The sequence below is a fragment of the Pseudomonas sp. ADAK21 genome, assembly GCF_012935735.1.
Taxonomy (GTDB): domain Bacteria; phylum Pseudomonadota; class Gammaproteobacteria; order Pseudomonadales; family Pseudomonadaceae; genus Aquipseudomonas; species Aquipseudomonas proteolytica.
The window spans coordinates 3,124,564-3,138,448 of sequence record NZ_CP052857.1 but is presented as its reverse complement, the minus strand read 5'-3'; the positions used below and the strand labels follow the sequence as shown (position 1 = coordinate 3,138,448).

Sequence of the window (13,885 nt, the reverse complement as noted above, 5' to 3'; positions counted from 1 at the left end):
GCGTTGCCGGTATTGGCGAGCTGCTTTTCGCGACCATATTCGCCGACAGCCAGGAATGGCATTGCCGCTCGGAAATGTGTTCGCCGACAAAAGAAAAAAGGAGTCCGCCTGTGGCTATTCGCTATGGCAAAGGGCTGATAGGAGGAGTGGTTGTCGTCGCTCTCCTGGCCCTGCTGGTCCACTGGATCGGCATCAACACGATCGAACTGTACCGCGACGATTTGTTGTTTTACCTGCAAGCTCATTTGATCCTGGTTCTAGTCTCCATGCTGGCCGCCCTCGTTGTGGGCATCCCCGCCGGTATCCTGCTTAGCCGACCGAACATGGTCGGGCGCGCAGAACGCTTCATGCAGATCTTCAACATCGGCAACACCGTCCCTCCCCTGGCCGTACTGGCCATCGCCCTCGGCGTCCTCGGCATCGGCAGCGGCCCGGCGATCTTCGCCCTGTTCCTCGCCTCCTTGCTGCCCATTGTGCGCAACACCTACGAAGGCCTGAAAAACGTGCAGGGTTCCTTGAAGGAAGCCGCCGTCGGCATCGGCATGACCCCGCGCCAGGTGTTGTTTCGCGTCGAACTGCCCAACGCCGTGCCGATCATCATCGGTGGCGTGCGCGTGGCCCTGGCAATCAACGTCGGTACCGCACCGCTGGCGTTCCTGATTGGTGCCAACAGCCTGGGTAGCCTGATCTTCCCCGGCATCGCCCTGAACAATCAGCCGCAATTGCTGCTCGGCGCCGCGTGTACCGCGCTGCTGGCCTTGCTGCTTGACGGTCTGGTGACCATGGCCAGCCGCCTCTGGCTGGAACGCGGGTTGCGTCCGTCTTAAGGCTGGGTAAAGGAATCGACATGAAAAAATTGAGCTTGATATTAGGCTGCGTCCTGCTGTTTGCAGGCATTGCGCAAGCCGCCGAAAAACCGGTGATCCGCATCGGCGCCCGAGTATTTACCGAGCAGACCCTGCTGGCGGAAATCACCTCCCAGTACCTGCGCACCAAGGGCTATGACACCCGCGTGACCGGCGGTCTGGGCAGCAACCTGGCGCGCAGCGCCCAGGAAAGCGGGCAACTGGACCTGATCTGGGAATACACCGGCGTGTCCCTGGTGGCCTACAACCATGTGGACGAGAAGCTCGACAGCGAACAGTCCTACGCAAGGGTTAAAGAACTCGACGCGAAAAAAGGCCTGGTCTGGCTGTCGCCGTCGAAGTTCAGCAACACCTACGCGCTGGCACTGCCAGAAAACGTGGCCAAGGAATTCCCGCAGGTCAACAGCATCAGCGACCTGACCAAGGCCCTGGCCGAGGACACCAAGGAAAACCGCCTGGTGGCCCTGGACACAGAGTTTGCCAACCGTTCCGACGGCATGGCCGGCATGGTCAAGTTGTACGACATGAACCTCACCCGCAAGAACACCCGGCAGATGGACGCAGGCCTGGTCTACACCGCGCTGCGTAATGGCCAAGTGTTTGCCGGGCTGGTGTACACCACTGACGGACGCCTCAACGCCTTCAAGTTGAAGCTGCTGGAAGACGATCTGCATTACTTCCCGGATTACACCGCAGCGCCTGTGGTGCGTCAGGTGTATCTGGATGCTCACCCGCGACTGGCCGCCGACCTCAAGCCACTGGCGGCGCTGTTCGACGATGAAACCATGCGCCAGCTGAACGCGCGGGTCGACGTCGACCATGAAAGCCCATCCGCCGTTGCCGCTGATTTCCTGCGCCAGCACCCACTCAACTAAAAGAGGAGAAGACATGGAATTCCTGAACGCCTTTTCCCATCTTGATTGGGCCCAAGTCCTGCACCTGACCTGGCAGCACATCACCCTGGTCGGTATCGCCGTGATCCTCGCGATTGTCGTAGGCGTGCCCCTGGGCGTGCTGATGACCCGCTTCCCGACCTTGGCCGGCCCGTTGCAGGCCAGCGCCACCGTGCTGCTGACCGTGCCGTCGATTGCCCTGTTCGGCCTGCTGCTGCCGTTCTACTCCAAGTTCGGCCAGGGCCTGGGGCCGATGCCGGCGATCACCGCGGTGTTCCTCTACTCGCTGCTGCCGATCATGCGTAACACCTACCTGGCCCTGACCGGCGTCGAACCGGGTATCCGCGAAGCCGCCAAAGGCATCGGCATGACCTTCGGCCAGCGCCTGCGCATGGTCGAACTGCCCATCGCCGTGCCGGTGATCCTCGCCGGCGTGCGCACCGCCGTGGTGATGAACATCGGTGTGATGACCATTGCCGCCACCATCGGTGCCGGTGGTCTGGGTGTACTTATTCTGGCTTCCATCAGCCGCAGCGACATGTCGATGCTGATCGTTGGCGCCGTGCTGGTCAGTCTCCTGGCCATCTTCGCCGACCTGCTTCTGCAATGGCTGCAACGCTCGCTGACTCCAAAAGGATTGCTCAAATGATCGAACTTCAAAACCTGTCCAAGACCTTCCAAAGCAACGGCAAGACTGTCACCGCCGTCAACGATGTAAGCCTGACCGTCAATGAAGGCGAGATTTGCGTATTCCTCGGCCCCTCGGGCTGTGGCAAGAGCACCACGCTGAAAATGATCAACCGCCTGATCAAGCCCACCTCGGGCAAGATCCTGATCAACGGCGAAGACACCACCGACCTCGACGAAGTGACCCTGCGCCGCAACATCGGCTACGTGATCCAGCAGATCGGCCTGTTCCCCAACATGACCATCGAGGAAAACATCGTGGTCGTGCCCAAGCTGCTGGGCTGGGACAAGCAGAAATGCCACGACCGCGCCCGCGAGTTGATGAGCATGATCAAGCTCGAGCCCAAGCAGTACCTGCACCGCTACCCGCGCGAACTGTCGGGCGGCCAGCAACAGCGGATCGGCGTGATCCGTGCCCTGGCGGCCGACGCACCGCTGCTGCTGATGGATGAGCCGTTCGGCGCGGTCGACCCGATCAACCGCGAGATGATCCAGAACGAGTTCTTCGAGATGCAACGCGCGCTGAACAAGACCGTGATCATGGTCAGCCACGACATCGACGAAGCAATCAAGCTGGGCGACAAGATCGCCATCTTCCGCGCCGGCAAGCTGTTGCAGATCGACCATCCGGACACTCTGCTGGCCCATCCTGCCGACGAGTTTGTCAGCAACTTTGTCGGCCAGGACAGCACCCTCAAGCGCCTGCTGCTGGTCAAGGCCGAAGACGCGGCAGACAACGCCCCGTCGGTCAGCCCGGAAACCCCGGTAGCCGATGCCCTGGAATTGATGGACGAGCATGACCGCCGCTATGTGGTGGTCACTTGCGCCGAGAACAAGGCGCTGGGGTATGTACGACGTCGCGACCTGCATCGTCAGACCGGTACCTGCGCCCAATACCTGCGCGAATTCAACGCCACCGCAGCGTTTGACGAGCACTTGCGCATCCTGTTGTCACGCATGTACGAGTTCAACCGCTCGTGGCTGCCAGTGATGGATGCCGAGCGGGTGTTTTTGGGTGAAGTGACCCAGGAGTCGATTGCCGAGTACCTGAGCTCCGGCAAGTCCCGTGGGGGCAAGACCAGTATCGTGTCGCCTGCCGAGACTGCCTTGGCCTGATAGACCGCTATCGCAGGCAAGCCAGCTCCCACAGTTGGAATGCAATCCCTGTAGGAGCTGGCTTGCCTGCGATGAATACACCGCAAATCCATCTGATCAGCCCCATCCGGGGAACATCAATCCGTCACACCGGTCGGTTACATAAGTAGCTGCACTGCGCCTCGCGACGAACGCGTGCAAAAACGCGACATTTTTAGTTGATCTCAAGCCCCTCACGCCCTAAAGTTCGCGCCGAACGTCCATGCTGGAAACGATCCATCCGGCTCAAGTACTGACGACGAGACAGCAAGGCCAAGGGAAGCTTATCCCATGGCCTTTTTGCTTTCGGCGACATGCCTTGGGAAGTAGGCGAACCAAAGTGGGGATACGGAGGACGTTCATTTGCACCCATTGTTAATTTCAGTTTGCCCTTAGGAGTTCCCAGCATGTCGATCAATGTCGAAGACTATTTCGCGCGCGCCACGTTTGACAAAATGAAGGCGTTCGCCGACAAGCAAGAAACCCCGTTCGTGGTGATCGACACCGCGATGATCAGCCAGGCCTACGACGACCTGCGCGCCGGCTTCGAATTCGCCAAGGTGTACTACGCCGTCAAGGCCAACCCTGCCGTCGAGATCATCGACCTGTTGAAAGACAAGGGTTCGAGCTTCGACATCGCCTCGATCTACGAGCTGGACAAGGTCATGGACCGTGGCGTCAGCGCCGACCGTATCAGCTACGGCAACACCATCAAGAAATCCAAGGACATCCGCTACTTCTACGAGAAAGGCGTGCGCCTGTTCTCCACCGACTCCGAAGCCGACCTGCGCAACATCGCCAAGGCCGCGCCGGGTTCGAAAGTGTATGTGCGTATCCTCACCGAAGGCTCGACCACGGCCGACTGGCCTTTGTCGCGCAAATTCGGCTGCCAGACCGACATGGCCATGGACCTGCTGATCCTCGCCCGCGACCTGGGCCTGGTGCCCTACGGCATCTCGTTCCACGTCGGTTCGCAACAGCGTGATATCAGCGTGTGGGACGCAGCCATCGCCAAGGTCAAGGTGATCTTCGAGCGCTTGAAAGAAGAAGACGGCATCCACCTCAAGCTGATCAACATGGGTGGCGGCTTCCCGGCCAACTACATCACCCGTACCAACAGCCTGGAAACCTACGCCGAGGAAATCATCCGCTTCCTCAAGGAAGACTTCGGTGACGAACTGCCGGAAATCATCCTGGAGCCAGGCCGTTCGTTGATCGCCAACGCCGGGATCCTGGTCAGTGAAGTGGTGTTGGTTGCACGTAAATCGCGCACCGCCGTCGAGCGTTGGGTGTACACGGATGTGGGCAAGTTCTCCGGCCTGATCGAAACCATGGACGAAGCCATCAAGTTCCCGATCTGGACCGAGAAAAAAGGCGAGATGGAAGAAGTGGTCATCGCCGGTCCTACCTGCGACAGCGCCGATATCATGTACGAAAACTACAAGTACGGCCTGCCGCTGAACCTGGCCATTGGTGATCGCCTGTACTGGTTGTCCACCGGTGCGTACACCACCAGCTACAGCGCAGTTGAATTCAACGGTTTCCCACCGCTGAAATCCTTCTACGTCTAACACCGGCCCACTGTAGGAGCGAGCTCGCTCGCGAAGAACCCGAGAACGACGCGTTCATTCTGAATGTACGCGTTATCGTTAGTGATCTTCGCGAGCAAGCTCGCTCCTACAGGGTTTCAAGCTGCGCCTTGTGCAGCCGGTCGTACGCCACTGTTGACCACCCGCCTCCACTGCTAAGCGGCTGGACGTTACATACAAAAGCCCCGTGCATCGGATGCCCGGGGCTTTTGCATGTAAAAAGGAATCTTTCTCGACAACTCACGGCATAATGCGCGCCGTAAAATTCCTATCCAGCTCAGCGAGGCCGTCCGACGTGTTGAAGAAGACCCTATTCCAGTTGCACTGGTTTTTCGGCATTACCGCCGGGCTGGTGTTGGCATTGATGGGGATTACCGGGGCTGCGTACTCATTCCAGGATGAAATCCTGCGGGCACTCAACCCGACGGTACTGACCGTGGAGAAGCAACCTGCCGGTGTGCTGCCGCCCGCCGAACTGGTGCGCAAACTCGAAGCCACCGAAGGCAAGACCGTATCCATGCTGTGGGTGGAAAGCGAAAGCGGCAACGCCGCCCGCGTCTTCTTCACGCCGCCAGCGGGCGAACGCCGGGGGCAGATGCGCTACTTCGACCCGTACACCGGCGACTACCTGGGCGACGCCGTCGGCCAGGATTTTTTCGGCTTGATGTTGCAACTGCACCGCTTCCTGGCCATCGGTGATACCGGCCGGCAAATCACCGGTGCCTGTACGCTGATCCTGATTTTCTTCTGCCTCTCTGGCCTGTACCTGCGCTGGCCGCGCCAGGTAGCGAGCTGGCGCGCCTGGTTGACCCTGGACTGGCGCAAGAAAGGCCGCAGCTTCAACTGGGACCTGCACTCGGTGTTCGGCACGTGGTGCTTGCTGTTCTATCTGTTGGCGGCGCTCACCGGCCTGTACTGGTCCTACGAGTGGTACAGCAAAGGCCTGACCCGATTGTTGTCCGATGCCCCGCAAAACGAGCGGGTGCGCAACCGTGGCCCAGCGCCTGCGGGGCCCGCTCCCGTCGCCAACTACGACGCCATCTGGAGCAGCATCTACAGCACCGCCGGCCCGCACTTGAGCGCCTACAACATTCGTATGCCAGCTGTCGCCGGGCAACCGGCCACGGTCTACTACCTGTTGCAGAGTTCTCCCCATGACCGCGCGTTGAACCAGATCAACCTGGACCCGGCCACCGGCGTGGTCAAAAGCGTCGAGCGCTATGCCGACAAAAGCCTCAAGGCGCAGTTGCTGACCAGCATCTATGCGCTGCATGTGGGCAGTTATTTCGGCCTGGCGGGGCGGATCATCCTCACCGTCACTTCGCTGTGCATGCCGTTGTTCTTTATTACCGGCTGGCTGCTGTACCTCGACCGCCGTCGCAAAAAGCGCCAGGTGCGCGATGCCCGCAAAAGCCTGGGCAGCAACCGCAGTGATGCACCCGCGTGGCTGATCGGTTTCGCCAGCCAGAGCGGCTTTGCCGAACAGCTGGCCTGGCAGACCGCCGGCCAATTGCAGGCCGCCGGGTTGCCGGTCAAGGTGCGATCCCTGGGCAGCGTCAGCGAAGAGGACTTGCGCCAGTCGGAACATGCACTGTTTGTGGTCAGTACCTTCGGCGACGGCGAAGCACCGGACAGCGCACGCGGCTTCGAACGCAGCGTGCTGGGCGGCGACCTCAGTCTCAAGGGCCTGAACTATTCAGTGCTGGCCCTGGGCGATCGTCAATACCAACACTTCTGCGGCTTTGCCCGGCGCCTGCACTTCTGGCTGACCAACCAGGGCGGCAACGCCTTGTTCGCCCCGGTCGAGGTCGACAGCGGCGACGAAGAAGCCCTGCTGCACTGGCAACAACAACTGGGCCAGATCACCGGCCACGCACCGGCAGCTGCATGGGCCAGCGCCAGCTACGAGAGCTGGACCTTGAGCCAGCGCACCCTGCTCAACCCTGACAGCAGCGGCTCGGGTGTCTACCTGTTGGGGCTCAACCCGCCCGCACCACGCGACTGGCTGGCCGGCGACCTGGTGGAAGTCGTGCCGCGCAATTGTCCGTGGGCCGTCGAACATTTCCTCGATGGCCTGGGCATTGCCGGCACGGACGAAGTACTGATCGATGGCTTGGCGCGCCCCTTGGAACAGGTGCTTGCCGGCCGTCAGCTGCCGGACAATCGCGTACACCTGGTCGGCCTGCATGCGCGCGCCCTGGTGGATGCACTGGTGCCGTTGGCCATGCGCGAATACTCCATCGCCTCGATTGCCAGCGATGGCGTGCTGGAATTGATCGTGCGCCAGGAGCGTCATAGCGACGGCAGCCTGGGCCTGGCATCCGGCTGGCTGACCGAGCACGCACCACTGGGTTCGGCGATCAGCCTGCGTGTACGGCGCAACAGCGGTTTCCACCTTCCAGTCGACCCAGTGCCGATGATTCTGCTGGGCAACGGCACCGGCCTGGCGGGCTTGCGCAGCTTGCTCAAGGCACGCATCGCCGACGGCCAGCAACGTAACTGGCTGCTGTTTGGCGAACGCAACATCGCCCATGACTACCACTGCCAGGACGAGCTGCAAGGCTGGCTGGCCAGTGGCGACCTGGCGTTACTGGACCTGGCGTTTTCGCGGGACCAGGCAGAGAAGATCTACGTTCAGGATCGCCTGCGCGAATCCGCCGATGTGCTGCGTAAATGGCTGGCCGATGGCGCGGTGATTTATGTATGCGGGAGTTTGCAGGGCATGGCGGCGGGGGTCGATCAGGTGTTGGTGGAGGTCCTGGGAAGTGAAGCCGTGGAACGGCTGATCGAACAGGGCCGTTACCGCCGGGATGTCTACTGACAAACATGATGGTTCCAGCTGGCTTGCCAGCGATGAGCATAAGTATCTACACAACATCTAGAAACTGACGCCCCCCCGTGGCGAGCGGGCTTGCCCCTCGCTGGGCTGCGAAGCAGCCCTAAACCCGCCTATCGCGGTTTATCTGAAGAAACGCGGCGGGCTTGTTGGGGCTGCTTCGCAGCCCAGCGCGGGCGATGCGGCGTTCCGACAAGCCCGCTCGCCACAGGGAAGATCGTCAGTTTCTGAAAGTGGTGTAGATACCGATGCAGCGACGAGGCCCTTGAGCCTTGCATCAACCTCGCGGCCGCCATCGCCGGCAAGCCGGCTCCTACGGGGGTTGGTTAGGCGACTGCCAGTTCGACGGCCTCGGGGCGCTTGATCACGGCGTATACCAACCCGGTGAGCACGCTGCCGGCAACGATCGCCGCCAGATACAGCAGCGCATGGTTGATCGTGTTCGGGATCAGCATCACAAACAGCCCGCCATGGGGTGCCATCAACTTGCAGCCGAAGTACATCGACAAGGCACCGGTCAATGCGCCACCCGCGATGCTGGCCGGGATAACACGCAGCGGGTCCTTGGCAGCGAACGGGATGGCGCCTTCCGAGATAAAGCACATGCCCAGGATCAACGCGGCCTTGCCGGCTTCGCGTTCGGTCTGGGCAAACTTGCGCCGGGCCAGGAACGTAGCGATAGCCATGCCAATCGGCGGCACCATGCCCGCCGCCATGGTGGCGGCCATCGGCGCGCCGCTCTGGGAGGCCAGCAGGCCGACGGAGAACGCGTAGGCCGCCTTGTTGATCGGCCCGCCGAGATCGGCGCACATCATCCCGCCCAACAAGATACCCAGCAGCACCGCATTGGTGGTGCCCATGGTGCTGAGGAAGTCGGTCAGGCCAGCCAGCATTTGCGCCACGGGCGGGCCGATCAGGTAGATCATCGCCAGGCCGGTGAACAGGCTCGCCAGTAACGGGATGATCAGGATCGGCTTGAGCGACTCCAGGCTTTGCGGCAACGGCACCACACGGGTGATCAGCTTGACGCTGTAGCCGGCGAGAAAACCGGCGAAGATCCCGCCGATAAAGCCCGCGCCCAGGGTACTGGCCAACAGCCCGCCGATCATCCCCGGCGCGAGCCCCGGACGGTCGGCGATCGAGTAGGCGATGTAGCCGGCGAGCAGCGGCACCATCAGGGTGAAGGCGTGGTCGCCGACCGCCCTGAGGGCCGCCGCCAAGGTGCCGGGCTGCTCGTAAGCGTGGATACCGAACACGTAGGACAGGGCAATCAACAAGCCCCCCGCCACCACCATCGGCAACATGAACGACACCCCGGTCAGCAGGTGTTTGTAGACCCCGGTTTTCTCCGTCTTGGCTACCGCGCCACTGGCGGCGCTTTCCTGCTGGGCCTCGGCCAGGGCTTTATCGAGGATCGCGGCGGATTGCTTGAGCGCGATGCCGGTGCCGCAACGGTAGATTTTCTTGCCGGCAAAGCGCTCCGTGGCCACTTCGATATCGGCGGCCAGCAGCACCACATCGGCATCGCGAATGGCTTGCTCGCTCAAGGGTGTACGTGCGCCCACCGAGCCCTGGGTTTCCACCTGCAGGTCATAGCCCTTGGCCTTGGCGGCCTGCTGCAATGCCTCGGCGGCCATAAAGGTGTGGGCCACGCCGGTAGGGCAGGCCGTGATGGCGACAATGCGCGGTGCGTTTTTTACGGTCGGCACGCTGGCGCTGGCAACGTACAACTGGGCTTCTTGCGCGCCCCGTTGCAGCACCGCTTCAACGTCCTGCAACGCCTGGGCCGGGGTGCTCTGATACACGCGTTTGCCGACAAAGCGCTGCATGTCCACGGGCGTGCTGGCGACCAGCAACACCCACTCGGCCGCGTCAATTGTGGCCTGGGAAAGTGCGCGCTCGGGGTGGTTCGCCTCCACCACTTCGACGCTGGTGCTCCAGCCCTGGCGTTGCGCGGCGGCGTCCAGCAAGCGGGCGCACAGCACACTGGTGACCATGCCGTTGGGGCAGGCGGTAACAATGGCTAATTTCATCACAAACCCTCTTATTGTTCTGTCAGCGGGCGTACGTGCACGCCGCTTTCCAGACGCGCCAGTTGCGCGTCGTCGCTGATGCCGAAACCGATCTGCGTGACCGCCATGGCGGCAATCGCGGTGGCGCGGCGCAGGGTCTGCTCGGGCGCTTCGCCGCTGAGCAGGCCGTGCAGCATGCCCGCCAGCAAGGAGTCGCCGGCACCCACGGTACTGGCGACGCTGACCTTGGGCGGCGTGGCGTGCAACGCTGCGTTGGGGCTGAACCAGTTCACACCGTCGGCCCCGTGGGACACCACCACATGCTCCACGCCTTGGGCGTGCAAATGCGCAGCCGCGCGGGCTTGTTGGACGATGGTTTGCGTGGGGCAGTCGAGCGCTTCAGCGAGTTCTTCAGTGTTGGGTTTGATCAACCACGGCGCGGCTTTCAAGCCAGCACGCAGCGCTTGGCCACTGGTGTCCAGGGCGACTTTCAAACCGAGGTCTTTGAGCGTCTCCAGCAAACCCTGGAACCACTGCGGGCTGACGCCCCGCGGCAAGCTGCCGGCGACCACCACCGCATCGAACTCGGGGCCGATCACCGCGATCAGCTTGAGCAATTGCGCTTGCGCCTTTTCGCTCACCAGCGGCCCCGGTGCATTGATATCGGTGACCCGACCATCCTGCTCGGCAATCTTGATATTGCTGCGGGTTTCGCCCGGCACACGAATAAACGCATCGCCAAACCCGCGGCTGGCGATCAGGGCCTCGAAAGCCTCGGGGTTTTGCGCGCCGAGAAATCCACCCACGCTCACGTAATGGCCCAAATCAGCCAACACCTGCGCCACGTTCACGCCCTTGCCGGCGGCATGGGTCAGCAGGGTTTCGCTGCGGTTGACCTCACCCGGTTCCAGGCACGCCAAACGCACCGTCAGGTCCAACGCCGGGTTCAGCGTCAGGGTCAGAATCTTCGCCATTTACACGGCCTCCAGAAGCGTACGCACTTGGGCAGGGGAGCCCATTGCCAGTGCTTGCTGCGCCAGGCCCCGGGCCTCGCTCAGACTGAATTCACGCACCCGGGCCTTGACCTCGGGAATACTGCGCGCCGACACACTCAACTCATCCACACCCAGGCCCACCAGCACCGGCACCGCCAGCGGATCCGCTGCCAACTCGCCACACACCCCCACCCATTTGCCATGGGCATGGGCCGCACGCACCGTGATGTCGATCAGTTGCAACACCGCCGGGTGCAGGCCGTCAGCCTGGGCCGACAGGGTTGGGTGACCACGGTCGATCGCCAAGGTGTACTGGGTCAGGTCATTGGTGCCGACGCTGAAGAAGTCCACTTCCTGGGCCAATACCGGCGCCAGCAACGCCGCCGAAGGTACTTCGATCATGATCCCCAATTGCAGGTCCGCCACCGGGATCTGCTCGCGCAAACGTTCGGTCATGTCCCGGGCCTGGCGCCATTCATCGACGCTGCCGACCATGGGAAACATGATGCGCAGCGGGCGACCGTCCGCCGAGCGCAACAGCGCGCGCAGTTGCGCTTCCATGATCTGTGGGCGTTGCAGGGTCAGACGGATGCCCCGCACACCGAGGAACGGGTTTTCTTCCTTGGCAATCGGCCAGTAAGGCAGCGGCTTGTCACCGCCCACATCCAAGGTGCGCACCACCAGCGGACGGCCGGCCAGGCCGTCGAGCACACGGCGGTATTCGGCTTCCTGGGTGGCTTCGTCCGGGGCCTGGGAATGGGCCATGAAAATCAACTCGGTACGCAGCAGGCCAATACCCTCGGCACCCTGCTCGACGGCGCCAGCCACACCGGCGCTTTCGCCGATATTGGCGAACACTTCCACAGCATGCCCGTCACGGGTCAAGGCCGGTTCATGGCGCTGTGCGGCAGCGGCCTGCAGACGTTGCTCGCGGGTATCGCGTTCCTGGATGGCGCGCTGCAAAGTGCTGGCATCGGCCTCCACATGCAGGCGCCCACGCTGGCCGTCGAGCAATAAAGGCGTGCCCGAGGCCAGCAGCAACACCGCCGGCCCGGCGCCGACCAGCGCCGGGATCCCCAGGGCGCGGGCGACGATGGCGCTGTGGGCCGTAGCACCACCGCGTGCGGTAAGAATCCCGGCCACCCGCACCGGGTCGAGGCGCGCCACATCCGATGGACCGACTTCATCCATCACCAGAATGTAGGGCTCGTCGGGTTCCTGTGGGGTTTGGACACCACACAGTTGCGCCAGCACACGCCGGCCAATATCCCGCAGGTCGGCGGCGCGTTCGGCGAGCAACGCGTCCTGCAAGGACTCCTGCTGCTTGGCGGCCGCTTCGATCACACTCATCCACGCAGCTTCGGCGCTTTCGCCCTGTTTGAGCCGGGTGTCGACTTCGTCGGTCAGTTCCGGGTCGTCGAGCATTTCCTGGTGGGTGATGAAAATTTCGCGGATCGCCTTGGACGTGTTGCGCTCGATCAAACCCTGGATATCAGCGCGCACCTCGCGCAACCCCGCGGATAAACGCTCGCGCTCGGCACTGGCCGACTCGCCGCGCAGTGGATAGTCAAAAGGCTGCAACACCTGGATATGGGCCGGGCCGATGGCAATCCCGGGGGCGGCGGCGATGGCCTGGATCAGGCTGCCGGAAGCGGGCGCGCGCAATGGCGGCTCGCTCTCGACCTCTTCGACCCGCGCACTGACGGCCGGCAGCGGCTCGACCTCTTCGCCCAGGCCGGCTTGTACTGCCGCCAACAACGCCGGCAGGGCGTCGTCGGCAATGCCTGGCTCGGCGACAAATTCCAGCACCTGACCCCGCCGGGCGCCGAGGCTGAGCAGTTTGCTCAAGCTCTTGACCGACACGGCACCGCCCTGCCCGTCCATGATCCGCACGCGGATCTCACCGTCGAAGCTCTTCGCCAGTTGGGCCAGGGCCTTGGCCGGCCGCGCATGCAGGCCATGGGCGTTGGCCAGGGCGATCCGGGCGCTGGGCCAGTCGGCGGGCAATTCGCCACCCAGCACTTCGAGAACCGCGCGGCTGCTGGTGGCACGTCCCAGTTCCTGGCCGCGCCCTTCAATCAGCAAGGCGCACAGGCGCTCGAGCAATGCCTGATGAGCTTCGCCAAGGCTGGCCAGGCAAAACAGGCCGCTCAAGGGTTGGCCCAGGTAGCGCATGGGCTTGTCCGGGGTGACGAAGGCCAGGCCCGGACGCTTGACCGTTTGTTCGCTGTGCAACCACCACAGGCCATCGCCCAGGGGCAGTGCATCGACTTGCTGTAGCACCGCCGCGAAGCCATTGCTCACACAGTCGGCCTGGCGCAGCAGGCGGGCGCCGCGCCACACCAGCTCTTCAAAATCGTCGGCGGATACGCCAAGGCCGATCATCTGGGCATCCAGCGCCAACTCCTGGGGCGCGCCTTGCAGCAGTTTGAGCAGCGCATCGGCCGAGGTGGCGCGGCACAACGCCTGGCCCAGGTCGGTTTCACCGAGGGCGCGGGTCAGCAGTTGCAGCAGGCGCAGGTGTTCGTCGGATTTGGCGGCAATGCCAATCGCCAGGTAGACGATCTGGCCATCGCCCCAATCCACACCTTGGGGAAACTGCAACAGGCGCACGCCGGTGGCGAACACCTGGTCGCGGGTTTCGGGGGTGCCGTGGGGGATCGCAATACCTTGGCCGAGGAAGGTCGAGCCTTGCGCTTCACGGGCTTGCAGGCCGCTCAGGTAGCCTTCGGCGACCAGGCCGTCGGCCACCAGTTTTTCGGCGAGCAGTTGCAAGGCAGCAGACTTATCCACAGCCACCTGGCCCATGGATATCTGCTCTACGGTGAGCTCAAGCATGCCTTTCTCCTAGTTAGTGCGGTGTGCGCACTAGG

At 62.7% G+C, this 13,885-nt stretch carries 9 protein-coding genes; 6 read left to right on the top strand and 3 right to left on the bottom strand.

The window, feature by feature from the left end; genetic code table 11:
- Positions 1–110: 110 nt before the first annotated feature.
- The 6 genes from HKK57_RS14255 (at position 111) to HKK57_RS14230 (ending at position 7,990) form a co-directional block, all read left to right on the top strand.
- On the top strand, positions 111–827 hold the full coding sequence (locus HKK57_RS14255) for an ABC transporter permease (RefSeq protein ID WP_029291954.1): 717 nt from the start codon (positions 111–113) through the stop codon (positions 825–827).
- 20 nt (positions 828–847) lie between these two features.
- The gene (locus HKK57_RS14250; protein WP_169390322.1) at positions 848–1,741 is read left to right on the top strand and encodes a glycine betaine ABC transporter substrate-binding protein; all 894 of its coding nucleotides are present in this window, start codon (positions 848–850) and stop codon (positions 1,739–1,741) included.
- A 13-nt stretch (positions 1,742–1,754) separates the two neighbouring features.
- A complete protein-coding gene (locus HKK57_RS14245) occupies positions 1,755–2,408 on the top strand; it encodes an ABC transporter permease (protein ID WP_027604864.1) in 654 nt (217 codons plus the stop codon).
- Positions 2,405–3,562 carry an osmoprotectant ABC transporter ATP-binding protein OsmV gene (locus HKK57_RS14240; RefSeq protein ID WP_029291958.1) on the top strand — a complete coding sequence of 386 codons (1,158 nt, stop codon included), beginning with the start codon at positions 2,405–2,407 and terminating at the stop codon, positions 3,560–3,562. The genes HKK57_RS14245 and HKK57_RS14240 overlap by 4 nt, the downstream gene beginning before the upstream one ends.
- Before the next feature lie 425 nt (positions 3,563–3,987).
- Positions 3,988–5,151, top strand: coding sequence for a type III PLP-dependent enzyme (locus tag HKK57_RS14235; protein ID WP_032861941.1), 1,164 nt, complete (start codon positions 3,988–3,990; stop codon positions 5,149–5,151).
- A 313-nt stretch (positions 5,152–5,464) separates the two neighbouring features.
- Complete coding sequence (locus HKK57_RS14230) at positions 5,465–7,990, top strand: PepSY domain-containing protein (protein ID WP_169390321.1); 2,526 nt, start codon at positions 5,465–5,467, stop codon at positions 7,988–7,990.
- Positions 7,991–8,331: 341 nt separating this feature from the next.
- On the opposite strand, the gene HKK57_RS14225 is transcribed toward HKK57_RS14230, so the two are convergent.
- The 3 genes from HKK57_RS14225 to ptsP are packed head-to-tail and all read right to left on the bottom strand — an operon-like array spanning position 8,332 to position 13,850.
- Positions 8,332–10,038: a PTS fructose-like transporter subunit IIB gene (locus HKK57_RS14225; RefSeq protein ID WP_169390320.1), complete on the bottom strand. Its 1,707-nt coding sequence runs from the start codon at positions 10,036–10,038 to the stop codon at positions 8,332–8,334.
- Positions 10,039–10,049: 11 nt separating this feature from the next.
- Entirely contained in the window at positions 10,050–10,991 is a 942-nt protein-coding gene (gene pfkB / locus HKK57_RS14220) for a 1-phosphofructokinase (RefSeq protein ID WP_169390319.1), read from the bottom strand.
- Positions 10,992–13,850, bottom strand: coding sequence for a phosphoenolpyruvate--protein phosphotransferase (ptsP, locus tag HKK57_RS14215; RefSeq protein ID WP_169390318.1), 2,859 nt, complete (start codon positions 13,848–13,850; stop codon positions 10,992–10,994). It abuts the gene before it with no gap.
- Positions 13,851–13,885 lie beyond the last annotated feature (35 nt).